This is a genomic window from Pandoraea oxalativorans, from assembly GCF_000972785.3.
Classification (GTDB): domain Bacteria; phylum Pseudomonadota; class Gammaproteobacteria; order Burkholderiales; family Burkholderiaceae; genus Pandoraea; species Pandoraea oxalativorans.
This window is the reverse complement of the sequence record NZ_CP011520.2, coordinates 13,578-36,362: the sequence shown is the minus strand read 5'-3', so window position 1 is coordinate 36,362 and position 22,785 is coordinate 13,578. Positions and strand designations below refer to the sequence as shown.

Annotated in this window: 15 protein-coding genes, 1 tRNA gene and 6 pseudogenes; 11 read left to right on the top strand and 11 right to left on the bottom strand. The window is 60.2% G+C overall.

The window, feature by feature from the left end:
- Positions 1-13: 13 nt before the first annotated feature.
- Both MB84_RS28280 and MB84_RS28275 read left to right on the top strand, forming a co-directional pair.
- A protein-coding gene (locus MB84_RS28280) for an IS3 family transposase (RefSeq protein ID WP_157122635.1) occupies positions 14-1,101 on the top strand; the annotation gives its coding sequence in 2 pieces (ribosomal slippage) (positions 14-263 and positions 263-1,101; 1,089 coding nt in all).
- A gap of 39 nt (positions 1,102-1,140) precedes the next feature.
- Positions 1,141-1,977 (top strand): annotated as a pseudogene (locus tag MB84_RS28275) (IS3 family transposase); the annotation flags it as partial.
- Positions 1,978-2,010: 33 nt separating this feature from the next.
- Here MB84_RS28275 and MB84_RS28270 read toward each other — a convergent pair.
- Positions 2,011-3,221 (bottom strand): IS3 family transposase gene (locus MB84_RS28270; protein WP_157122856.1). Its coding sequence is split into 2 segments (ribosomal slippage): positions 2,011-2,906 and positions 2,906-3,221, totalling 1,212 coding nucleotides; the frame shifts between segments, so codons are not numbered across the junction.
- 94 nt (positions 3,222-3,315) lie between these two features.
- On the opposite strand from MB84_RS28270, the pseudogene MB84_RS28260 reads away from it, so the two are divergent.
- Positions 3,316-3,822: pseudogene (locus MB84_RS28260) on the top strand (IS3 family transposase); the annotation flags it as partial.
- A gap of 57 nt (positions 3,823-3,879) precedes the next feature.
- On the opposite strand, the pseudogene MB84_RS28255 reads toward MB84_RS28260, so the two are convergent.
- The 3 genes and pseudogenes from MB84_RS28255 to MB84_RS29685 form a co-directional block, all read right to left on the bottom strand.
- Positions 3,880-4,467, bottom strand: a pseudogene (locus tag MB84_RS28255) (helix-turn-helix domain-containing protein); the annotation flags it as partial.
- Positions 4,468-4,755: 288 nt separating this feature from the next.
- The gene (locus tag MB84_RS28250) at positions 4,756-4,959 is read right to left on the bottom strand and encodes a cold-shock protein (RefSeq protein WP_052654047.1); all 204 of its coding nucleotides are present in this window, start codon (positions 4,957-4,959) and stop codon (positions 4,756-4,758) included.
- Between the two features lie 359 nt (positions 4,960-5,318).
- A protein-coding gene (locus MB84_RS29685) for an IS5 family transposase (protein ID WP_157123149.1) occupies positions 5,319-6,183 on the bottom strand; the annotation gives its coding sequence in 2 pieces (ribosomal slippage) (positions 5,319-5,772 and positions 5,771-6,183; 867 coding nt in all).
- 129 nt (positions 6,184-6,312) lie between these two features.
- On the opposite strand from MB84_RS29685, the gene MB84_RS28235 reads away from it, so the two are divergent.
- On the top strand, positions 6,313-7,446 hold the full coding sequence (locus MB84_RS28235; protein WP_052654811.1) for an IS701 family transposase: 1,134 nt from the start codon (positions 6,313-6,315) through the stop codon (positions 7,444-7,446).
- A 185-nt stretch (positions 7,447-7,631) separates the two neighbouring features.
- Here MB84_RS28235 and MB84_RS29675 read toward each other — a convergent pair.
- Positions 7,632-8,226 (bottom strand): annotated as a pseudogene (locus MB84_RS29675) (ParB/RepB/Spo0J family partition protein); the annotation flags it as partial.
- A gap of 882 nt (positions 8,227-9,108) precedes the next feature.
- Here MB84_RS29675 and MB84_RS28225 point away from each other — a divergent pair.
- Complete coding sequence (locus MB84_RS28225; RefSeq protein ID WP_052654809.1) at positions 9,109-9,390, top strand: type II toxin-antitoxin system RelB/DinJ family antitoxin; 282 nt, start codon at positions 9,109-9,111, stop codon at positions 9,388-9,390.
- Positions 9,362-9,691 carry a type II toxin-antitoxin system YafQ family toxin gene (locus MB84_RS28220; protein ID WP_052654808.1) on the top strand — a complete coding sequence of 110 codons (330 nt, stop codon included), beginning with the start codon at positions 9,362-9,364 and terminating at the stop codon, positions 9,689-9,691. Before MB84_RS28225 ends, MB84_RS28220 begins: the two co-directional genes overlap by 29 nt.
- A 296-nt stretch (positions 9,692-9,987) precedes the next feature.
- Here the strand turns inward: MB84_RS28220 and MB84_RS28215 are convergent.
- From MB84_RS28215 to MB84_RS28200, 4 genes are all read right to left on the bottom strand, one after another.
- Positions 9,988-10,060: transfer RNA gene (locus MB84_RS28215), tRNA-Lys, on the bottom strand.
- Between the two features lie 44 nt (positions 10,061-10,104).
- Entirely contained in the window at positions 10,105-10,668 is a 564-nt protein-coding gene (locus tag MB84_RS28210; protein ID WP_052654816.1) for an Hsp20/alpha crystallin family protein, read from the bottom strand.
- Positions 10,669-10,828: 160 nt separating this feature from the next.
- Positions 10,829-11,236, bottom strand: a complete 408-nt coding sequence (locus MB84_RS28205) for an Hsp20/alpha crystallin family protein (protein WP_047909308.1) — start codon at positions 11,234-11,236, stop codon at positions 10,829-10,831.
- A gap of 28 nt (positions 11,237-11,264) precedes the next feature.
- The gene (locus MB84_RS28200) at positions 11,265-11,708 is read right to left on the bottom strand and encodes an Hsp20/alpha crystallin family protein (RefSeq protein ID WP_052654815.1); all 444 of its coding nucleotides are present in this window, start codon (positions 11,706-11,708) and stop codon (positions 11,265-11,267) included.
- Between the two features lie 245 nt (positions 11,709-11,953).
- Here MB84_RS28200 and MB84_RS28195 point away from each other — a divergent pair, with 245 nt between their 5' ends.
- From MB84_RS28195 to MB84_RS28185, 3 genes and pseudogenes are all read left to right on the top strand, one after another.
- Entirely contained in the window at positions 11,954-12,337 is a 384-nt protein-coding gene (locus MB84_RS28195) for a hypothetical protein (RefSeq protein WP_052654807.1), read from the top strand.
- 257 nt (positions 12,338-12,594) lie between these two features.
- Positions 12,595-13,155, top strand: coding sequence for a recombinase family protein (locus MB84_RS28190; RefSeq protein ID WP_052654806.1), 561 nt, complete (start codon positions 12,595-12,597; stop codon positions 13,153-13,155).
- Positions 13,156-13,158: 3 nt separating this feature from the next.
- Positions 13,159-16,133, top strand: a pseudogene (locus MB84_RS28185) (Tn3 family transposase).
- Positions 16,134-16,330: 197 nt separating this feature from the next.
- Here MB84_RS28185 and MB84_RS28180 read toward each other — a convergent pair.
- Positions 16,331-18,700, bottom strand: a complete 2,370-nt coding sequence (locus MB84_RS28180; RefSeq protein ID WP_052654805.1) for a phage integrase family protein — start codon at positions 18,698-18,700, stop codon at positions 16,331-16,333.
- Positions 18,701-19,076: 376 nt separating this feature from the next.
- On the opposite strand from MB84_RS28180, the pseudogene MB84_RS28175 reads away from it, so the two are divergent.
- Both MB84_RS28175 and MB84_RS28170 read left to right on the top strand, forming a co-directional pair.
- Positions 19,077-19,386: pseudogene (locus MB84_RS28175) on the top strand (type II toxin-antitoxin system RelE/ParE family toxin).
- Positions 19,373-19,687, top strand: a complete 315-nt coding sequence (locus MB84_RS28170) for a helix-turn-helix domain-containing protein (RefSeq protein ID WP_052654804.1) — start codon at positions 19,373-19,375, stop codon at positions 19,685-19,687. The pseudogene MB84_RS28175 and the gene MB84_RS28170 overlap by 14 nt, the downstream one beginning before the upstream one ends.
- Positions 19,688-19,843: 156 nt before the next feature.
- Here MB84_RS28170 and MB84_RS28165 read toward each other — a convergent pair whose 3' ends face one another.
- The gene (locus MB84_RS28165; protein ID WP_052654803.1) at positions 19,844-21,754 is read right to left on the bottom strand and encodes a metallophosphoesterase family protein; all 1,911 of its coding nucleotides are present in this window, start codon (positions 21,752-21,754) and stop codon (positions 19,844-19,846) included.
- Positions 21,755-22,785 lie beyond the last annotated feature (1,031 nt).

Genomic DNA, 22,785 nt, shown 5'->3' with positions numbered 1-22,785 from the left:
GGGAGTTCTGCAGATGAAGAAGTCGAGATTCACGGACAGCCAGATACTGGAGGCGCTCAAGCGCGCGGAGGCTGGGCTGGCGGTGCCGGAGCTGTGCCGAGAACTGGGCATCAGTTCGGCAACGTTTTATAAGTGGCGCTCGAAGTACGGCGGCATGGACGCGTCGATGATGTCGCGCATGAAGGAGCTGGAGGCGGAGAATACCCGGCTTCGCAAGATGTACATCGAGGAGAAGCTCAAGGCTGAGATTGCCTCGGAGGCCCTGCAAAAAAAGTTCTGAAGCCATCTCGTCGGCGCGAGATGGCAAAGCAAGTTGTGCAACAGCGGCGCGTGTCAATTCGTGTGGCGTGCGCGGTGCTCGGCATCAGCGAGTCGTGCTACCGGTACGCGGCGAAGTTGAACACGGAGAACGAAGAGATTGCCGACTGGCTACTGCGTATTACGGGCTGCCATCGCAACTGGGGTTTTCTGCTGTGCTACTTCTACCTGCGTAATGTGAAGGGATTCGGCTGGAACCACAAGCGCATTTACCGGATTTACCGGGAGCTGGAGCTGAACCTGCGCATCAAGCCGAAAAAGCGGCTGGTGCGCGAAACGCCGCAGCCGCTATCGGTACCGGAGGCCATCAATGAAGTGTGGTCGATGGACTTCATGCATGACCAACTGGTTGACGGGCGCAGTATCCGGACGCTGAACGTGATTGATGATTTCAACCGCGAGGCGCTGGGCATCGAGGTGGATTTCTCGTTGCCATCCGAGCGGGTGATTCGCACGCTGAAGCAGCATATGGAATGGCGAGGCAAGCCGAAGGTCATCCGGTGCGACAACGGCCCGGAATATTTGAGTGCGGCCATCGTGACATGGACGCAGAAGCAAGGCATCCGGCTGGAATACATCGAGCCGGGCAAGCCGCAGCAGAATGCGTATATCGAACGGTTCAACCGGACTGCGCGATACGAATGGCTGTCGCAGTACCTGTGGGAGGACCTGGAGCAGGTTCGCGAAGCGGCGGCCGACTGGATGTGGATTTACAATCACGAGCGCCCGAATATGGCATTGGGCGGTTTTACCCCGAAGCAGCGGCTTGCCATGGTCGCTTAGTTTCTACTTCTGCTGACCGTGGAAAACGGGGGCATTACCGTAGCACTCGAGCATTACGTCAACCACGGGCGCTGCTTCGCCTTCACCCTCAGGACATTGGGCTATCCCTGTCGCCAGATACTAACGGAGTGGGTTCGCGAGCGCTATCCGGAAACCAGGAAATGCGTGGTTGGCAAGGCCGGTCGACCAACTGCTTCATTGGTGTCCAAGCAGGCTGCGGTGTACGAACTGTGCACACGGGAAGGAAGTGCAGAGGCGGTGGCCCGAAAGCTGGACGTCGACAGGGTGACGCTGTACAACTGGAAGAACCAGTTACTCGGCCGAGAGGCTCCTGCATCCATGAAACGCGACAAAGGCTCGCCCGCAGAGACAGATCGGGACGAACTGGAACGGCAGGTCGAAGCGCTCCAGCGCAAAATTCGCAATCTGCAGCTTGAACAGGACCTGTTGAAGAAGGCGAATGAACTCCTAAAAAAAGACCTGGGCGTCGACCTGCAACTCCTGAGCAACCGGGAGAAGACGACGCTGGTTGACGCCCTGAGAGAGCAGTACGTTTTGGCTGAGCTGCTTGAGCAGCTGGACTTGGCGCGCAGCTCCTATTTCTACCATCGGTCGCCCATGCGGGTTGCCGACAAATATGCCGAAGTTCGTCGTACCGTTGCGGAAATCTTCGAGGACAATCACCGATCCTACGGCTATCGTCGGGTGCAGGCAGCGCTCAGCAGACAACGCGTGTTTCTATCGGAGAAAGTCGTGCGTCGCCTCATGAAACAAGGCGGCCTCTACGCGGCGAGGCCCAAGCGGCGCCGATATCGTTCTTATGTCGGGGAAATTAGCCCTGCCCCAGATAACATCATCAATCGCGATTTCCACGCTACTGGAGTTGACCCTGTAAAACCGGACACACCATCACACTAAGGTTGCTGAATCCATCGAGCGCCGGAACTCGCGAGGCGAGCGGTATTTCAGCGCGCTATGGGGGTGCTTCTCGTTGTAATGCTCAAATGCAATGGCCAGATTGTGAGCAGCGGTTGCAGCATCCGGCTTCGGCATGAAGGCGACGTAGTCGCGCTTCATCGTTTTCACGAAGCTCTCGGCCATGCCGTTACTTTGCGGACTGCACACGGGCGTGGTCAATGGCTTTAGTCCGATGTTCATCGCAAACCGGCGCGTATCGTCAGCCGTATAGCCCGAACCATTGTCGCTCAGCCACTCGATTTCGGACGGCGTATGCACCTCGTTGCCGAACCGATTTTCCACTGCGGCCAGCATCACGTCGCGCACAATGTCGCCGCTGTGGCCTGCTGTCGTCGCCGCCCAGCTCATCGCTTCTCGGTCGCAGCAATCCAGCGCAAACGTCACACGCAGCGGCTCGCCGTTGTCGCAGCGGAACTCGAAGCCGTCCGAGCACCATCGCTGATTGCTGCGCGCGACGGCCACTTTGCCATCATGTCGACGGTGGGCTCGCGGCGCAATCGGTCGGCGCTGCGTCAGCAGCCCATGCGTTCGCATGATGCGATAAATGCGCTTGGCATTGAACGGCGCCAGTCCAACTGCAACGCGCTCGTTGCGCAACGTGCCCCAAACCCGCCGGTAGCCATAGCTGGGCAAATCGCCGACGACACGGCGGATTTCCTCGACTACAGTTTCGTCGTCGGTCGGCCTTGATTGCCGGCCATCGCGCCACGTCGCCGGACGCGACAGTCGTGCCGATACGTTCGAGCGCGACACGCCGAGAACTTCACAGACCAGTTTCACTGGCCGTCCTCCGGCAGCAAGGGCGAGTGCGCTATCCATTTTTTTGCTCGGCTGTATTCAACTGCTTCCCGGAGAATCTCGTTCTCCATTGTTTTTTTGCCGAGCATCCGTTGCAGCTCGCGAATCTGCTTGAGCGCATCAGCCAACTCCGATGCCGGAACCACTTCTTCGCCAGCCTTGACCGCTGACAGGCTACCGTCCTGGTACAGCTTGCGCCAGTGGAATAGCTGGTTCGGGTTCACGCCGTAATGGCGCGCGACCATTGAAACCGATTTTCCCGGTTCGAAACTCTCGCGAACCATCGACAGTTTCTGCTCCGCCGTCCAGCGACGCCGGCGCTCTGGGCCCGTCAACACTTCCATCACTTCCTGCTTGGTGTTAGTCAAAAACACAGTCTTATGCCTACCCGTTATTGTAAGTGGGTCGCTGTGTCCGGTGTTTCATGGGGCCGCTCCAGCTACCGCCCCCAACGAAAAGTGGCTGACGGATATCTCCGAGTTCCAGATCCCGGCCGGGAAGGTATATCTATCGCCGATGATCGACTGCTTCGATGGCATGGTAGTCAGTTGGTCGATTGGCACAAGCCCCGACGCCGAGCTCGTGAATACCATGTTAGATGCGGCTATCGAGACCGTGACCGAGGACGATGAGAAGCCGATCGTACATTCCGATCGGGGTGGCCACTACCGTTGGCCTGGCTGGCTATCGCGAGTTGCAAAGGCTAATCTGATCCGATCCATGTCGCGTAAAGCCTGCTCACCAGACAATGCGGCCTGTGAGGGATTCTTCGGAAGGCTGAAGACCGAAATGTTCTATCCAGGGGACTGGCGTTCGACGACCATCGTGCAATTCGTAGAGGCACTGAACGCCTACATTCGCTGGTACAACGAAAAGCGGATCAAGGGCTCCCTTGGCTATCTCAGCCCCATCGAGTACCGTGAAAGCCTCGGGTTAACGACGTAAAACAGTCCAAGAAAATAGCCGCATCCCCCAAGGGTCAGTTCTTGGTGCACATCAACACGCCCGAGCCGTCTCGCGTGAGCGTCCTGGGCCGATCCACAGCACCTGCCTGCTGATCGGATCGACGACTACCGTCGCGTACCGATGCCCTTTATGCAGGGCGAACTCGTCCATCGCTAAATACTCGATCCTGGACCAATCCGGTTCGCGCACTGACGCTCGGAGCCGGGCCTTGTCCAGCGTCTTGACGGTATGCCAACCCAGCTCGAAGAACCTCGCCACCGCCTGCACGTTGCTCGATTGCAGCAATTGGCTGCAGGCCGCCGCAAGCCGATCCGTCACCCGCTGGTAGCGACCCAGCCAAGTAAGCCGCTCCAGGCGCGGGCCACCGCATTGCTCACACAACAAGCGCCGGCGTGGAACATGAAGAACAACCCGGTACTCAAATAACGGCAGATCTCGCACCCGGCGCACCGTGGTCTCATGGACCTGGCGACATCGTGCGCCGCACTGCTCGCACAGCATCACCTTGGCGGTTGGCTTCAAATAGATCGACAGCGTGCGCCCTGTGCCCTCGGGCCACTCCACGCGTTCGACGGCATAGCCCTGCCAGCCTCCCAGCGACTCCAGCAGCTTGCGATCCAGCATCTCCACGCACTCCTGATGGCAAATTCCTGCCATCAAGAGTACGAAAACTTGTCAAATCCCTCCACGCTATTGCGCGATGAACCTATTATTTTTCATAAGCGATAAGCGAGAGACTTGCATGGCATTTAGCACCATACAAATGGATAACTACGAAGTGGGAGCGAGAGAGGAATCGTGTCGAGACGACAAACGATGCGCACCTTGAAACGGTGCGATCAGATCGGGAGCGCAAAGCTCCGCGAGGATGCGATTCAAGCAAAGGGCCGGTGTACCGGCCCTTGAATTACTTTATTGCGGGCTGATATTTGCTGCCTGCAAACCCTTCGGGCCACGCTTGGTCTCGTACCTCACCTTCTGATTCTCTGCGAGCGTTTTGAAACCCTCGCCTCGAACTTCGGAGAAGTGAGCGAACAGATCGTCGCCGCCTGCATCCGGCGTAATGAAGCCAAAGCCCTTGCTATCGTTGAACCACTTAACAGTACCGGTTTCCATGACAATTCCTTGAAATAAACGTAATAAGCTCGTTGCGGAGCGCAAAAAATTTCAAGGAGGAGGAGAGGACAGCGAATACCGCGCAGAGGAGAGGACGCAGAAAAATGATGATCAGCAATCGAGCTTCTTGAATCTTTCAGCGCCGACAATACATTGATAAGCTGGTACTGTCAAGGCGTTTCGTGGAGCGCTACTGCGAGGTCTACCGTGTGTGTCAGACCGAGCATCGCCATAGCTGCGTGCTGGATGGGACCCGAACAACGTGTTGCCACTCGCGACCCCACTCAGCGTAGTCCTCTGAATGGGGAACGGGCTGACCATCCTATTAAAACCCGGCCGAAGCCGGGTGAGCTAAGAATTTATCCGTAAATTATGTTGACGCTCAGCGGCACCTTGCGGAAGGCGATGATGGCGGCGGCAAGATGGTTTAGAGCGACGAAACTGTGTTCGAGTTTTTCGTATCGGACGAGCAGTTTGCGAAAGCGGTTGAACCAGCTATGACAGACTTCAACCACCCAGCGCCTGGCCTTTTTGTTCGGATCGCGCCGCTTGAGGTCGGCCTCCTTCCGACGATCGACGACATGGGGAATGTAATCGTGCTCGTCGATGATGCGAAGACACTCGGCGCTTCGGTAACCTGCATCCGCGCACAGGTGCTTGCTGCGACGATGCGGGGGATTCGGGCGCTTGACCATGATGGCGCCGAGGACCTCATCGAGTCGCTTGCCGTCATTGACGTTGGCCCCGGTGACGATGAGCGACAACGGGACGCCACGCCCGTCGACCAGAAGATGGCGTTTGCTTCCATTTTTTTCCCCGATCCGTCGGGTTCGGGCCGACAGCTTCTTGTGCCAGGGGAGCCTTCATCATCGCCCCGTCGACGCGTTGCCAGCGCCAGGCGATGCCCTCCATCTCGTCGTATTCGGCCAGGCCCGCCTCCCACAGTGCCGCGAAGAAGCCCGCTGCCTCCCATTCGAGAAAGCGTTTGTGGATGGCGCTGGCACTACCAAAACGCTCTTTCGGCAACGCCTTCCATTGGCAGCCCGTGCGCAGTACATACACAATGGCTTCAAACACCTGGCGAGCCGGCTCCGGCGGTCGTCCCGCGCCCGGCCTGCGCAGGTACTTTTTCTCTGGTGAGGGCGCACGTTGCGGAATCAGTGGCTCCACCCGCTGCCAGAACTCAGCGGTCACCTCCCACGATTCGACTCGCTTCTTGGTCAAGCCTTCGCTCCAACGCCGCACTCGCTTGCGGCTCCGAACGAAGTATACCTTTATTTACGGATAAGTGCTAATACTACAGCCGTAGATTATTAAGGTAGAATTTCGTCAACAAAAAAGCTCGTGGACAGAATGGTTTCTAAGGCAAGACAGTGGCAACGAGAACTGGAGAGTGCACACAGTCGCCTCGCAACGCTATTCAAGCGCCCAGAACCCAGGGCGCGATCGTTGGCGTACCTGAAGGGGTTGCTTAGCGGCGTAGAACGAAAGAACGGATGGCAGTTGGCGGAGTTCATCGGAGAAGCAACCCCAGATGGTGTGCAGCACCTGCTGGAGCGGGCGCAATGGGATGCTGATGAAGCCAGAGATGTTCTGCGTGAGTATGTCATAGAGCATATTGGCGATCCAGAGGCCGTATTGATCGTCGATGAAACGGGCTTTATCAAGAAGGGGCAGCATTCGGCCGGGGTGAAACGACAGTACAGCGGCACCGCCGGACGCATCGAGAACAGTCAGATTGGGGTGTTCTTGAATTACGCCGGTCATGGCGGCTCGGCGTTTATCGACCGGGAGTTGTATCTTCCTCAGGAATGGGCAGAGGATGCAGCACGCAGGCATGGCGCTGGAATTCCTGCATCGGTTGAGTTTTCAACCAAACCGCAAATTGCGCGGCGCATGATCGAGCGTGCGTTGGATGCTGGCCTGCCGTGTCGTTGGGTGACCGCGGACGCGGTCTACGGGGGAGATCGGCGTCTGCGGGTATGGCTGGAATCCCGTGATCAAGCGTTCATACTTGCGGTGGCAAAGGATGAGCCGCTCTGGTGGCAAGGACCCAGATACGTACGTGCCGACGCCATTGCTCGGGCTCAACCGACACGGGCCTGGAAGCGACTGTCTGCGGGTCAAGGAGCCAAAGGTGAGCGTTTGTATGACTGGGCACTTGTCCCCTTGTGGCGTTTGCAGATGAGTGCCGAGGAAAAGCGCTGGGGCCACTATTTATTGGTTCGACGCTCGCTTGACGAAACGCCTGAGTACGCTTTTTACGTGGTTTATGCACCGCGCCGAAAGGCAACACGGCAGACGTTGGTTCGGGTTGCTGGCCGACGATGGGAAATCGAAATCGGCTTCGAAGCTACCAAGGGGGAATGCGGCCTGGACCACTACGAAGTGCGCAAATGGCACGGATGGTATCGGCACATCACCTTGTCGCTACTGGCTCACGCGGTGCTTGTGGTGCTTCGCAGCAAAGTCAAAAAAAAATCCTGAAGACATGATTGCGCTGAGCGTACCGGAGTTGCGCCGTCTGCTATCAAGATTGCTTTGGCATGGAATCCATTCGATTGGACATATTTTGGGCTGGTCAGCATGGCGGCGGCGCCATCAACTTCGTGCCCAAGTCTGCCACTACAGGCGGCGTGGGTGTTTCCAGCCCCTCCACAATCTACGGCTGTAGTACTAAGCAGCACCATTAATTGCTCCAGCGTCGGCGCGTCCGGCGAGTCGTTGCGGTAGTCGGCCAGCAAACGCGGCGAGACGTTCGCGAGTTTCAGGCGTCGCTGCACGACCAGCGGGGACACGCCGAAAACAGCGGCAATGTCTTCCACGGGACGACCTTCTTTAACCAATGCGGCGAAGGCGACGAACTGGTCGGCCGGGTGCATGGCCTCGCGCTGCACGTTCTCGGCAAGGCTTACGGTACGGGCCGACGCATCGGCGACGAGCAGGCACGGCACTTTGTGATCGGCGGGGATGGGCTTTTTCTTCGCCAGCAGCTTTGACGCGCTCAGGCGGCGATCGCCCGCGACGACTTCGTAGGGCTTGCCGTCGGCAGCGGCAAACACGGTAAGGTTTTTGCAGCAGGCTAACGCGCGAAATACCCGCGGCCAACTTGGGAATCGACAGGCGCGGTGTCGTGCGTACGTTGCGCCTGGACCGGCCCGAGCGCAGCCGGGACAGCGGAACCAGCATCAGGTGCTGGGTTGGGTCGGCTGCCTTCAAGTAGTCTCTGGCGGCCTGCGCACTGGCGTCCTCAGGCGTCTTGTCGATGCTCCCTGCCAACAGGGGGCTGCCTGCCCGCTGGAAGTACAAGTGGCCAGCCAGACAATACGCGTCGGCCTGCGCGAAGTATTGGCCGTCGGCGTGGGCGAAGTAGTTGGAAAACGCGTTATCACCCTGACGGTTCTCAAGGCTTTGCAGCAGCGCCTCCTGCCCAGTGGGCGTGAGACGCACGGCCAGTGTCCTGAGGACGTCGTCGCGGTCGGGCTCAATCCACTGTGTCGTCTGGTTCCGTTGCGCGGCGAAGTCACACAGCATCAGGGAGGCGAGCGCGCGCCCGACCCCCTCGGGATCCATGCCGTCAAAGGTCTCAGGGGGAAAGATCGTCAGCGCCGACGCCTGCAGCCCCTCATGAGCGGCGTTGACCATTGCCTTACGACGGAAGTCGACCGTAGCCAGTATCGCGCCAAGCGCCTCGGCGCACCCGCGCGGGACTTGACCGGCGTATCCAGTGGTCGGGGCCGATCCCGTCGGGGGGAGCTGCGAAAAGTGCATCGAAAGGGCCTCGGACATACAGGAGCGAAACCCATGGATACCATCGTCAGCCGCGCTGGGCTTGCGGATTCTGACCAAAACATGTGGCAACGGAGAAGCGCGTTCGCGGGATCGGTGAAACCGGCAGGGCGCTCATGACCCCATACGGGCAGAAAGCCCCGGATATCCGGCATGCCGTAGCGCCCGCCGCGTAGAACTGCGTCGAACCGCGGCTTGGAGTAATGTTAATCGTTAGCTGAGAACGCTTTTTATCATGAACGCCCTGCCTCGGCCGCTCGGGCGTGGCGGGGGTCGAAGTGGCCATCCCGCGGCTTTGCCTTGAAATGGCCCGCGTCATGAGATACAATGTATCTCAACACATCTCGCTAGGAGTCCATCATGGCGGCAACCACCACTATGGTTCACGTGCGCGTGGACGAGAACATCAAGGTGCAGGCGGCGGAAACGCTGGCCGCGATGGGCCTGACCGTTTCCGATGCGATCCGCGTGTTCCTGACCCGTGTTGTCGCTGACCAGGAATTGCCGTTCGCGCTCAAGGCGCCCAACGCCACCACCCGCGCCGCCCTTGCAGAGGCCGACGAGCTTATCAAGAACCGCCGCGCTCGCTTTGCCACCGCTGACGCGTTGCTAAATGCCCTCGAAGAAGCCAACCGCAAGTAAGCGGGCGAAGCTGCCTCGCGCTTCGGATTACACCCGGGACTTCCTCAAGGATTGGCAGCGTCTGTCTCACTCCGGTCGGTACGACATGAACCGACTGAAAGAAGCCATGACGCTGCTAATCGCCAACGACGGGCCACTGCCGCCCGAATGGCTCGATCACCCGCTCACGGGGGACTGGACAGGCCATCGTGAGTGCCATATCGGTGGCGACTTCCTACTGATCTACACACTCGACGACGCGGGCAAGAGCGGCTTGGTGGTGTTCGTGCGCAGCGGCACCCACGCCGAGCTTTTCTCGTAAGCCTGCGCCTGACCACGCCATCCCCTCCCCTGCTGCCGTACCATCCCAGGCCGTGTCTAGCTCAGGCAACCCATGTTCTGCGCTCGCCATGCTCACGGCGGAATACATCCCTCTGTTGACGAGGCGTGCGGCCTCTTGGGGGTGCCCTCAAGAAACGGATTTTTACGTACGTTAGCGGCGAGCTGAGACCACAGCTCGTCCTGACGGCCTGAAAAGATCCTTACTCCCCCTGACCGGCCGCCTGGCATCCTGTCCTGTCGCGCGTGCAATGTCTGACACAATCGTGTACACAGGGGTAGGCCGTACTGGATTCGAACCAGTGACCAACGGATTAAAAGTCCGCTGCTCTACCAGCTGAGCTAACGGCCCGGTTCGCCCCGATATCCATCCCCTACCGGCGATTTTCTTTGCCCCTAGCCGATATCGATGGTGCGGCTCGCGGATCTCGACGGCTCCGATTTCGGTACGGTCAACGTGAGCACGCCGTTGTCGAACTTTGCCAGGGCGTGATCAGGGTCGGCATTTTCCGGCATCGGGATCGTGCGCACGAAGCTTCCATAGGCGCGCTCAAGCCGGTAGCAGCCGTCTTCCTCGCTGTGCACGTCCTGCTTTTTCTCGCCGCGCAATACGAGCGCCCCATCCTCCACGGTGACGTTCAGATCCTCCCGCTCCATTCCGGGCAGTTCGACGGTTACGCGCAGCACCTGCCCCTCATCGACCACGTCGATGCGTGGCTGGAAGCGCGATGAACTGAAATCGCCAAACCATCGTTCGAGCGCACCACGGCCTGCAAACGGGTCATGAAAGAACTCCTCCACTGCACGCCACGGGTCGCGCGAGAAAAGTCGTGGAATGTCAGGCCACGAGGCACGCCACTGTTCGCTCGGTGGGGGACTTTCCGGGCTGTCCGCATCGGACTTGCGCCCCGCGCCACGAAGGAACTTGAAGGGGTTCCACTTCTTCAGGTCTGTGTTCATCATATCCTCCTCTACGGTCTGGCAGGGGGGGGATATTGAAGCCGCGACTCCGCCGCCTACCGACACTTAACGTCCCGCATCCGGGCCTCCCCGGTCGGATGGTGGCGGTCAGACGACCACCACCGGTTTTCTCCCTGTCATTGCTGCCCGCGTGCTGACTTCAGTTCGTACGCACTTCGATCCGGCGCGGACGGGCTTCGTCGCGGCGCGGTATGGTCAGCTTCAGCACGCCGTCCTTCAGGTTTGCGTCGATTTTCGTTGCGTCGAAGTCGGCCCCAAGAGAGAACGCCCGCGCGAAGTGAGGTTGGCGAATCTCCGCGTGTTGCAGGCGCAGCCCCGCCGGCGTGGGCACGACCGCCTCGGCCTCGATGTACAGGGTGCCATCGTGCACCTTCACATCGAGCCGGTCCTTTGTCACGCCGGGCAGATCTGCCCACAGGGTGACGCCCTGGCTATCCTCGAAGATGTCCACGGGCGGCGTTAGCGTGATCCGACGTTGCGACTGGTCGTCTTCGCGACGGGCCACCGCCGTTTCATCTTTCCTGGCAAGTTCTGTCGTGTCGTTCATGATGTCCTCCTCAGTTCTGCGACAGGTTTCATTGAACGGTGATGGCTCGCGGTTTTGATGTTTCCCGCTTGCCAATGCTCACGGTCAGGCAGCCATTGCTGTACTGCGCCGTGACCTTGTCGGGGTCCGCATGCTGTGGCAGTTCAATGACGCGCCTGAAAGCGCCGACGAACCGTTCCTGCGCATAGGTACGGGCGTCGTCGCTGGCCGCGTCCGGCTGTGCGGTCTGGCGCTCGCCGCTGATGGTCAGCAGCCCCTTGTCGATCGATACGTCGAGGTTTTTGGGATCGACACCCGGCGCGAACGCGACGACCTCGATAGAGTCGTCAGTCGAGCCGATGTTGACCTGCGGGAAGGCACCGAAGCGCCCGGAACGGATGCTGGAAGGGAAACCGCCGAAGAGGCTCGCCATCTGCCGTTGCAGACGGTCGAACTCGCCGAAAAGGTCGGTCCCGAAGTAGAGATCGCTCATGGTCATTTCCTCCTTCAAAACCAGCAGGAAGACGAACCGGCCTACGCGCTCCAGTCCGTCTGCCGTGCTGCGGGCAAACAAATCGAAACACGCAGCGCGCCGGACTGCTGGCGCGACTGCCTGAGCGGCATTCAAGATAGGATCTTGCGCGGAAATTTCAAGGGGTATTGTGATTTTCTGTTCTTGAATTCGGATGGCCAAATCCCTATCTTCACGACGCTCCTGACGGACCATGCGAGGACACCATGGAATTCGAATACGATTGGCTGACCCTTGGCCAGCACCGAATCCGGTTGCGCTCAACAAAGGGTTTCCCGACCGAGACGATGCACACGGCGGTTGAAGTAATCCGACTGGCGATCGACAGCAACATGAGCGCCCGTGCGCGGCTGGTTGAAGTGGTATTGCGGCAGGAATCCGCTTACGAGATTGCGGTTGGCACCACCTTCGCCGAGGACCGGCTATGCGCGCCGCAGCTGGAAGCGGCGATCGCGACGGTGCTCGGCCTGCAACTGGCGCAAATCAACATTGTTGTGACCGTCGTTACGCAGGAGGAGGTCGACCTGCACTTCGGTGTATACGAAAGGATGCTAGCGGAAAAGCTTGGCGTGGTGCCGCCGATCCAGTGACGCGCGCGGTAAGCATTGGAGCAGTGGATCGGCAAGAGGTCGATTGTCGGCGAGGCAGGCCGGCCCCCGTCCCGTGGCGAGCGTCGTGGGTCGGCTCACGGCCTTTGTCCGCAGGCAGTTGTCAGATTGAAGCATACCCTAACCTGATGTCAGGCTAGACCGTCAGATTCGTCAGGATAGGGCCGTCCTGACAATTGTTTGACGCGGAGTCGCCGAAGTCATAGATTTCAGGCTGACACCTTCGTCGGAAATTCGCCATGAACGGTCAGCGGGTCGGATACGTGCGGGTCAGCTCGTTCGAGCAGAACGCCGAGCGCCAGCTCGACGGCGTCGTGCTTGATCGCACCTTTACCGACTGGGCGTCGGGGAAAGACACGAAGCGGCCGCAGCTCGACGCAATGATGACGTTCGTGCGCAGCGGCGACACGATAGTCGTGCATAGCATGGACCGGCTCGCGCGGAATCTGGACGACCTGCGCCATGTCGTGCAGGCGCTGACCCAACGCGGCGTGCGCATCGAGTTCTCCAAGGAATGCTTGACGTTCACGGGCGAGGACTCGCCGATGGCGAATCTGATGTTATCGGTCATGGGGGCATTCACCGAATTCGAACGTGCGCTGATTCGCGAACGCCAGCGTGAGGGTATCGCCCTGGCGCAGCAACGCGGCGCCTATCGCGGTCGTAAGCCGGCTTTGTCCGACGCGCAGGTTGCCGACCTTCGCCGTCGCGTGGATGCCGGCGAACGCAAAGCCCAGATCGCTCGTGAATTTGGTGTTAGCCGCGAAACGCTGTATCAGTACCTTCGCTCGACGAGGTGAACTATGCCCCGCCGGGAACTGCTCACCGCTGCTCAGCGATTCCAGCTGTTCACTTTCCCGGAAGACGAAAGCGAACTGATTCGCCTGGCCACGTTGTCGGCGGAGGACTTCGCGTTCGTACGCCAGCATCGAGGTGGCCACAACCGGCTCGGCATTGCGGTGCTGATGATTTACCTGCGCTTTCCGGGTCGGGTACTGGGGCCGGCCGAAAAGCCGCATGCTCCGATCATCGGTATCGTCGCTGCACAATTGGGTGTCACACCGGCGGTGTGGGACGTGTACGCGACGCGTGACGAAACGCGCCGCGAACATCTGCAGGAACTCCTGGCCAGGCTGGGCCTGGCGCAATTCGGCCGACAGCACTATCGCGCGCTGGTCGAATTGCTCTTGCCGGTTGCGATGCAGACCACACAGGGCATCGTGCTTGCGCAGGCCGCCGTGGACGAACTTCGACGCCAGCGCGTACTGTTGCCGCCGGTGGCTGCGCTCGAAAAACTGTGTGCCACCGTGGCCACCCGCGCGCAGCGCGAAGTGTTCCGGCTGCTGACCGCGCCGTTGACGGTTGAACAGCGCACATCACTCGATCGGCTTCTGTCGTTGCTGTCCGATCGGCCCGTTAGCAGACTGGCCTGGTTACGGCAATCGCCCGGCGAGCCGAGCGCAAAAGCCGTGCTGGCTCATATCGAGCGCTTGCGGGCCATTCGGGCACTGGCTTTGCCGCCGGGCATTGGCCGCGATGTCCATCAGAACCGGCTACTGCGTCTAGCGCGTGAAGGTGGACAAACTGCGGTCTACCAGATCGAAGAATATGAAACTGATCGGCGTCACGCCACGCTGGTCGCGATTCTGCTCGACACGGTCGCGACGCTAACCGATGAAATTCTCAACCTGCATGATCGCCTGATCGGATCGTTCTTCACCAAGGCCAAGCACAAGTATGAAAAGCGCTTCGCGGCCGAGGGAAAAGCCGTCAATGACAAGGTGCGTCTTTATGCGAAAGTCGGTGCAGCACTGATCGCTGCAAAGGAAACCGGCGACGATCCGTTTCGGGCGATCGAGGCCATCGTGCCGTGGGAGACGTTTGCCGCAAGTGTGCGAGAAGCGGAACAGCTTGCGCGTGAAGCGGAATTCGATTCGACGGCACTGCTCGTTGACCACTACACGCAGTTGCGACGCTATTCTCCGACTTTCCTCGACACCTTCGATTTCCGGGCGGCGCCCGCCCGGCAGGATCTGATGGATGCGATCGGGACATTGCGTGCGATGAATCATGCCGCGTCCGCAAGGTGCCTGCCGACGCACCGAAAGGCTTCGTCAAGCCGCGTTGGGAGCGGTTCGTGTTCAAGGATGGTGGCATCGATCGGAAGTTCTACGAACTCGCGGCTATGAGCGAGCTGAAGAACGCGCTTCGCTCGGGTGATGTATCGGTAATCGGCAGCCGCCAGTTCAAGGATTTCGGTGAATATCTGATGCCGCGCGCGATGTTCGACGAACAGCAGCGGGAAAGCCGGCTCGGGCTGGCGATTGACACGTCGGCAACACGCTATCTTGACGACAGGATCGAGCGCTTGCGCGAAGCACTCGATGAAACTGCACGGCTCGCGGCGGCTGGCGTTTTGCCGGACGTCGAACTGAACGACAAGGGGCTCAAGATCACGTCACTGGATGACGCGACGCCGGCGGAGGCAGACACTCTTACGCAGCAGGCCTATGACCTGATGCCCCGCGTGAAGATCACGGATCTGTTGCTCGAGGTCGATCAGTGGACCGATTTCACGCGGAACTTCACGCACCTGAAAAGCGAGGCTGAGCCGCCGGACCGGACGCTACTACTGACTGCCATTCTCGCTGACGCATTCAACCTTGGCCTCGAAAAAATGGCCGACGCCTGTCCTGGCACGAGCGCCGCAAAACTATCATGGCTGGTAGCCTGGTATATCCGCGACGAAACCTACCAGAAAGGGCTGGCTGAGCTGGTCAACTATCAGCATGGCTTGCCCTTCGCCGCGTACTGGGGCGAAGGCACCACCTCTTCGTCAGATGGTCAGCGATTCCGTGCCGGTGGCCACGGCCAAGCTGCAGGATATCGGAACGCGAAATATGGCACCGAACCAGGCGTACTGTTCTATACGCATATCTCCGATCAGTACGCGCCGTTCCACACCAAGGTTATCAATTCCCCCGTGCGGGACGCCACGCATGTGCTTGACGGCTTGCTGTATCACGAGTCTGAGTTGCGCATCGAGGAACACTATACGGACACTGCAGGCTTCACCGATCACGTGTTTGGGCTGTGCCCCTTCCTTGGCTTCGAGTTCGCGCCACGCATCGCGGATCTGGCGGACAAGAACCTGTATGTGCCCGGCAAGCCGGGCGACTGGCCGGCGCTGTCGTCGCTGATCGGCGGCTCGATCAGCCGGAAACTGATCGAACGGGAATTCCCGGAGGCAGTTCGCCTGGCTGCATCCATCCAGCAAGGTACGGTGACAGCTTCGCTCATCCTGCGCAAGCTGAGCGCGTATCCCCGGCAGAATGGTCTGGCTGCCGGCTTGCGCGAGCTCGGTCGCATCGAACGTACACTGTTCACGCTAAAGTGGCTCCAGGATCCGGCGCTGCGTCGGCGCGTGTCCGCCGGGCTGAACAAGGGCGAGGCCCGAAACTCTCTGGCGCGGGCGGTGTTCTTCTATCGTCTAGGTGAGATACGGGACCGTTCGTATGAGAACCAGCGCTACCGGGCCAGCGGCCTGAATCTGGTTGTGGCTGCGATCACGCTGTGGAACACAGTGTATCTGGAACGTTCAATTGCCGCCTTGCGGCAGCAGCGCGAGGTCGACGAGAGTCTGATCCCGCACGTCGCGCCGCTCGGCTGGAATCACATCAACCTGACCGGCGACTACGTATGGCATGCCAACAAACGTGTTGCCAAGGGGCGCTTCAGACCGCTGCGCGCCGCAAAATCGACCACGGCGAAGTCTTAGCGTACGAAAAAATCCGTTTCTTGAGGGCACCCCTACGCGAACTTACGGATAACGTGACAGTGCCCCTCTTAGGTATACGCAGCGCTGGCGGCAGGCTCACTTCTTCTCGAATCAGTCCGCACGACAGGAGCACGTCGCCCACTTCGTGCGGGGTCCGGCTAAGGAATGTGAAGACAGACGCTGAAACACCTGCCCGATTAACTACCAAACACCTTGTCCATATCGGCCGCGCGCCGGCGTTTCTCCGGATGCAGGTATTTCGAGGTGGTGGCGATGCTCGCGTGCCCCATCAGCTGTTGCACGACTTCGAGGGCCGCGCCGTGTTCGAGCGCGTGCGTACCGAAGGTGTGACGCAGCCAGTGCGGTGTGGCGCGGCTCAGCATCGCCACCGTCCCGGCCGCGTCGGCCTGCTGCTGCGCAATTGTGCGCGCAGCGCCCCGATAGCCCTGCTCAATGACTTGACGCAAGGCGCCGGGCGTGAGCGGCGCGTGCAGCGACATGCCACGCTTCACTGGTTTTTCTACTATCGTTTCCTGTTCCTCCTTTGCTGTCGTCCCGCCATTCGCTGCGCTGGCGGCGGCCTGTGTGCGCGGCGGACGGACTCCCGGCAGACGCCCGATCAGTGCGACCCCGGCCAGCGCCGGCTCGGCCACGATCTGCCGTAACGTGCTGCCCTGCGCGGCAGCAATGCCTCGCCCGTTCAGGTGCGCCTCGATGCGCCGCACGAGCGATCCGGCCAGCTCGACCTCACGACGTCTGCGGCCCTTGCCCAGGACGGACAGGCTCCAAAGCACCGTACCACCGCTGCCGCCACGGTCACTGGACAGTACCGTACAGCGCAGATCGCCGACTGTGGCGCGCGCCAACTCCGCGAGCCGCAGCCCGGTGGTGCGCGCGAGTTGCAGCGCAAACAGCGTGCGCTCGGCCGACGCATCGTGAATGGCGCGTGGGCGCCAGTACGCCTCGAGCGCGTCCCACACCCCATCGGTGAGCACCCGCTCGACGTGCAGCGTGTCAAAGGCATCGCCGCGCGGCCTCGCCATCAGCGCAAACGGGTTAAAGCGCAGGTACTGCGCCGCGCACAGCCACGAACACATGCGCCTTAATACCGTCATCGACAGACGCACGCTCGGCTCCTCAAGCGGCTTGGAGAACGGTCGCCAAGCGCGGGTAAAGCGGGCGGTGCCGCGCGGCACAATCCAGTGTGCAGGCGGGTCCGCGAGAAAGGCACGATACGCAGTGCAGTCTTCCACGGTCATCGCGGCAAGGGGCCGCTGGCGCACGAACGCCAGCCAGTTCAGCAGCCGCTCGGCGTGCTGTCGGTAGGACTGGACCGTCGTCGGACTCAGCCCCGCCGCCATCGCGGCAAGCCACGCTTTGACCGCCTCGACGTCGCTGCCCGCGCGGGTCTGCCGCTCGGGCGCCATCGCGGCGACCCGGGGGGCCGGGGCACCGATCGGCACCATTGCGCCCCTACTCGCGGTGCCGTCGATGCCGTCCAGGCCGTCGGCAACGGTCTGCCGCTCTGGCCAGGGCGACGCGTCGCCGGCCAGCGCGCTCGTGACATCCCCGCTTGCCGGGTGCGCGCGGGCGAAATCGGGCCATACCAGCCACTCCAGCGGTGCTACGCCATCGACTTGCTGGCGTGCGGCGCGACGTGCTTCGTGGGTCAGCTGGCGACGCGGCGTGAGCGCATATGCTGGCAGCGTGCGCTTCAGAGCATCAGCGTGATCCGCGAGCCATTGCTGCAGACGCTTTGCGCCGGTCTCGCCCAGGCCGCGCACGCGCGTGTACCAGCGTGGGCCGCGGTGGGTGATGACGTCGAACAGATCGGCCAAATCGATGATGCCGGCGTGCTCGAGGCGGCGCGCGAGCGCCGGGTGAAACCAGCCCGCGCAGTGATGGTGCTGCGCCGGTGCCACCGCCAGCAGCGTCTGTAGCGCACGCAGTGCGGCAACCTGACGGCGCCGCAGGCGCTCATTGCGCTCGGCACGCCGGTCCGGTTTCGCCTCGGGGTGATGCTCGGCAAACAGCTCGAGCAGTTCGCGCTGACTGTAGAAGCCATTCGGATCGTGCTCTTCGGCGAACTCGTCGAGGCTCGGACGGCGCGCGCTCACCGCCTGCGGCGTTGTCGTTGCCGCTGCCGTTGCCGAGCCGCCGCTCGCGGAGGCATCGGTCACCAGCACCAGCTGCTCGGGTGCGATCGCCAGCAACCGTGCCGCACGGTAGTCCTGCGCGCGCCGGGCCCCGGCAATCAACCGTGCCTGAATCCACAGCAGCGTCGAGCGCGCCATGCGCAGATCGAGCCCGGTTTCGAGATACTGGTCGGCGAGCTTGTCGAGCGGCAAACGCTCAAGGTAGCCGCGGAAGAACGCGAAGTGGTCGATCCCCAGATGTTCGCGCCGCTCCCACTCGGCGCGCGTCCGTGCCCTGCCCCGCACCGCCCGCGACACACACTCACTGTCGGGCGCCTTGGCCGCTGACGCCGGCGCTGCACGCGACGCCACATCGGTGACGTCGGCCACCGCCGGGTTGTCGTTCTGCTTCCCGCCTGCGGGCTGCGTCATGGTGGGTCGCCAAAGCCCAAGGCTTCGTTAAGTGGTTGATCTGCCGGGATTTTAGATCAGAGGTAAAGCAAAACGCCAGAATAAAAGCAGAAAAACCACACTATAGAGTAGTGTAGTACTGTAAATGCATGGCTGAGAACCATTCTTATTGAACGCGCGCAGGCACCCCTCCACGACGGGCCGCGCTGGCGGCACCGTCTCCCCCCGCCGCGCCAGCTTTCCTGCCCCGGTTAGACGTGGCAGGAAGAAGGGCCGTGTAACGGAAACGCGTAAATTCCGCTTGCCAAAATGTACCTCTTTGGGCACAAATGGAAAATGGATCCCACGCTAAAACCCTCTCTACTGGATTGCTTCGGCGAAGAAGGATTTGAAGGCGATGCCCGCCGACATTCAGGACACGTTCGACTACGCATTGCACCTGGCACAGTTCGGTGACATCCACGTCGACGCAAAGGTGCTAAAAGGCTTCGGCTCGGCCGGCGTCATTGAGATGGTCGAGCCGTGACGAACACGGCACGTACCGCGCTGTCTATACCGTGAAATTTGGCAATGCGGTCTATGTCCTACATTGCTTCCAAAAGAAATCAATGAAAGGCATTGCAACGCCGAAACCTGATATGGACTTGATCCGTGATCGCCTGCGCGCGGCTGAGCATCACGCTAAAGGAGCCAATGATGGAGATTGAGAAATCCACGGGCAATATTTATGCTGACATCGGCGCGGGCGACGCTGATGAAATGCTCGTCAAAGCTCAATTGGTGTCCAAAATCGCGGAAATCATCGCCGCGCGCGATTGGACGCAGCAACAAGCCGCAACCGTTCTCGGCATCCCTCGGCCGAAGCTGTCGAATATACTTCGTGGCCAGTTTCGCGGGGTCAGCGAAGCGCGACTCATGGAATGCTTGGCAGCGCTCGGGCGCGACATACAAATTGCCGTCGGCCCTGCCCGGGCAACCGCAGGAAGCATCGAAGTCGTGTTTGCCTGACTGAAGCCAACGAGCTTTCGAATGCAAACCGCGGATTTCTCAGCAGATAGTGCCGGAGTTGAGAGCAAGGCGTCAGCAACGTTTTGTCGCAATAGGCCGACGCTCAAGGATAATGTGAAGATGGGGGACGGGGTGCTTCACAGATCCTTGCTCGGTTCACGCGTAGCCGTGTACAGGGGGAGGGAGGCGAGCGAGGGGGCGCGGACCGTAAAATGCGGCAGCGCTGGCCTTAACTTGTCTGCCGTCAGCTCCAGCCCGCGCATTTAAGTCCACCGCGACGTCGCCGAGCACAGTTTTTCCCTCGTGACCTCGCACCGCACGGCCCTGTATCAGACCGCCAAGGTAGGTCATATGGTCGTGGCTAGGTCGGCAGGCTGTTTGGATATGAATCTGAGCCTGCCAGTCTTCGGCCAATCGTGCGCAAACACGCCAATCGATCTCGTCAGTGGTTTTCGCCCATTCTAAAAACGCTGGCCACTCCTCATGGCCCTTTTTCGTTTTATTCAAATTTTGGTACCAAGGAATCCCTGGCACTGGGCAATTGTAGCTTGGCATTCGTTCAGGAAAAGGAATAATTCCCCGTGCTTTATACAAAGATGAATCTGGATGTTGAAAGAATCTATCCAGAACCATCATTCTTTCCTCAAAGGTATAATCGTTATTTTTCTTGACAAGATTGATGCCTTTCCTTGCGTTAATATCGTCAGCAAGTTTTTTTCCCTTGCCCTTGTATTTGTCGGCGCGGAAATACCCGTCTGGGTGCTTTAATGTGCCGCCCGGCCCCGGTTCCAAGCCTTGATGCGTGATCAATGTTTGCGTGGACTCCGACCAGTAAGCTCGCCGCCAGAATATTTCTTTTGCGTGGGCTTCCATGGCGTCGATGGTCATGCCATTCTTCGCGTACTCTCCGAACATATCATCTAAAGCATTTGGCCGATCCGGTCTTCTATAAGGCTGCAGCACTCGAGGATCGTCATGATTGCCGAAAATGTAAATAACACCGCAGTCATGCATCTTCTCACGTATTGAGAAATCCACATCTTTATTTAAAGAATAACGATCGTGGCAAACATCGCCAACAAATATGAGTTCCGTGACGCCTCGGCGGAAATCCAGATGGTTTTCCAGATCCGCAAGGTCTTTTTGATAATCTTCATTTGTCTGAAAATCCTTGAGCGGAGTACCTTCAGCGTTAATCTGCGCCGCCGCTGCAGCTTCTGCCTTAAGAAGGCGGCATAGCAGTGCCCGGCCTGCATCGGTTTTTAGGTGGATCACGCCGGCCTGAATGCCAAGCAAAATCGCGCGCAGTGTACTGCCGTCAGTATCGCCGCTCACGATGATCTTGGGTGGGGCAACGCTGCCCGGGGGCTTGTCAACGTCAGGGATATCGAGCAGTGAGTCAAAACAGGTTAAAGCTTGTTGATCATCTTTTAAAGCCGCTTTAATACCCACCATGGTGCACTCGGCTTCCGCGCGAATCATCGCGGTTCTCATGGTTTCCAGCTGGGACTCAATTTCCGCAACATTTTGGTACTTGTTCGCGCGAGCCATCGCCCAGCCCTGCCCGATGACGCTTGCCACGAGCGTGCTCGCCGCCCCCGCTTTGGCCACGCCCAGTATTGCCGCGCCTGGCGCCAAATAGGGTGCAGCGGTGAAGACAGCTACGCCGACCAATATGCCCAATAGGATACCCAGCTTCCCGAGTAACCTCTCCGCCACGCCTGGCGCCAGCGTGTCTTTTCTGGTCTGTACTTCTTGTCGCACATCCTCTACAGATGCCGCCACGCTCGCCAGGGAGGTGACTAGGGCGTCGCGTTTCACCGCAGGTTGCGTGCACTGTGCTTTCAACTCGGCGATTGTTTCGTTACAACGACGCAATCCTCCGCAATCAAAATCGTTTTTCACAGACCGATTGATGTCATCCTCCAACGCAACCAGCGCTTCCGATAACGTGTCGAGTGCGTTGGTGTACTGTGGGTCGATGACGAGGTCGTTCGGCTCTGTGGACGCGGGGCCCGCAGGGCTTTTCGTTAATCTCGGGCTGATGAGTTCTCCCAAAGTTGGCATAACGGCGAGACTCCTCGAGGTGAGTGGCTTGAGCGGGGAGAACGCGCGAATGGAGGCGTCCCGGCGTTTTTACGGTCACGCGGTGCTTGACGGTTTGCCATCATTTTCCGCGTGCAAAGCAAGGCCGACATCAGGTGAACGCCTGAAGAGATGGTCGAGAATAGCGACAAGATATTGAGGGGGCGCGTCGCTAAGCCCGCCCGGAGCAGTAACGGGTTGGCGTACATGTGCTCGCCGTTTCGATGCGCTGCGGCGTTGACGCACGTGATTCAGCTCGCGACACGGTTGGGCTGCGCGCGGCGCGAAGCGCTCGCCCAAATTTCGCATAGCCGACCCGATAGTGACGTCGGCCGGGCACCGCGGGGCGTCGCCCCCGCACAGCCGTCCAATGGACGATCGTGGCCTATTCGGCATCGCAGTCACCGACGAGCAGCGGCCAGTAGTTTCGGGTCCTGCAAATCGTCTGTTGAGGATAATTTTTCATCAATGGGCGAACGGCACGGCCTGCCGGTCCGAGGCAGGCCATCGGAGGTGCCCTACTGGGGGCGACTGTCTACCGATCTCCGCTACCCGCCCGACGACGCGGGCAAAAGCGGCTCGCGGGTGGGTCCGCGGCGGGCCTCACGCTCAGCGCGTCTCGCGAGCCGACCCACAAAACCGCGATCTGCGGCCCCAATGGATTAAATTTAGCTCTGTCTATAACTCGGGTTATGACATGGGCCACTTTTGCGCGCGAACTCGCGCCCAAAAAAATTACCTGCCGCCCGCGTTTGCGCTCGTTTGCCCTGCGGCCGCGCTCGAGACGACGGCGAGGCGTGGGTTTGCGAGGGTCGGGGGGCGACACGGCGCACGGCGCACGGCGCACGGCGCACGGCGCGGGGGCGTCGCCAGGGCGTCTTGGGTGATCCCCGGGGGGCGTCACCCTGTATCGCGCCGTCCCGCCCGCTGCCCCACGCCTGGCGCTGCCCTCCCCGTCGGCCCTCCCCTTCTCCATGTGCCAAGGGCTAAGGACCAAACGCTGCCGGCACTCG

Bases quoted from the DNA above. Each gene is read 5' to 3' on its own strand.
- MB84_RS28250 (WP_052654047.1), bottom strand. From the start codon at position 4,959: ATGGAAACCGGTACTGTTAAGTGGTTCAACGATAGCAAGGGCTTTGGC.
- MB84_RS28235 (WP_052654811.1), top strand. From the start codon at position 6,313: ATGGTTTCTAAGGCAAGACAGTGGCAACGAGAACTGGAGAGTGCACAC.
- MB84_RS28225 (WP_052654809.1), top strand. From the start codon at position 9,109: ATGGCGGCAACCACCACTATGGTTCACGTGCGCGTGGACGAGAACATC.
- MB84_RS28220 (WP_052654808.1), top strand. From the start codon at position 9,362: ATGCCCTCGAAGAAGCCAACCGCAAGTAAGCGGGCGAAGCTGCCTCGC.
- MB84_RS28210 (WP_052654816.1), bottom strand. From the start codon at position 10,668: ATGAACACAGACCTGAAGAAGTGGAACCCCTTCAAGTTCCTTCGTGGC.
- MB84_RS28205 (WP_047909308.1), bottom strand. From the start codon at position 11,236: ATGAACGACACGACAGAACTTGCCAGGAAAGATGAAACGGCGGTGGCC.
- MB84_RS28200 (WP_052654815.1), bottom strand. From the start codon at position 11,708: ATGAGCGATCTCTACTTCGGGACCGACCTTTTCGGCGAGTTCGACCGT.
- MB84_RS28195 (WP_052654807.1), top strand. From the start codon at position 11,954: ATGGAATTCGAATACGATTGGCTGACCCTTGGCCAGCACCGAATCCGG.
- MB84_RS28190 (WP_052654806.1), top strand. From the start codon at position 12,595: ATGAACGGTCAGCGGGTCGGATACGTGCGGGTCAGCTCGTTCGAGCAG.
- MB84_RS28180 (WP_052654805.1), bottom strand. From the start codon at position 18,700: ATGACGCAGCCCGCAGGCGGGAAGCAGAACGACAACCCGGCGGTGGCC.
- MB84_RS28170 (WP_052654804.1), top strand. From the start codon at position 19,373: ATGATGGAGATTGAGAAATCCACGGGCAATATTTATGCTGACATCGGC.
- MB84_RS28165 (WP_052654803.1), bottom strand. From the start codon at position 21,754: ATGCCAACTTTGGGAGAACTCATCAGCCCGAGATTAACGAAAAGCCCT.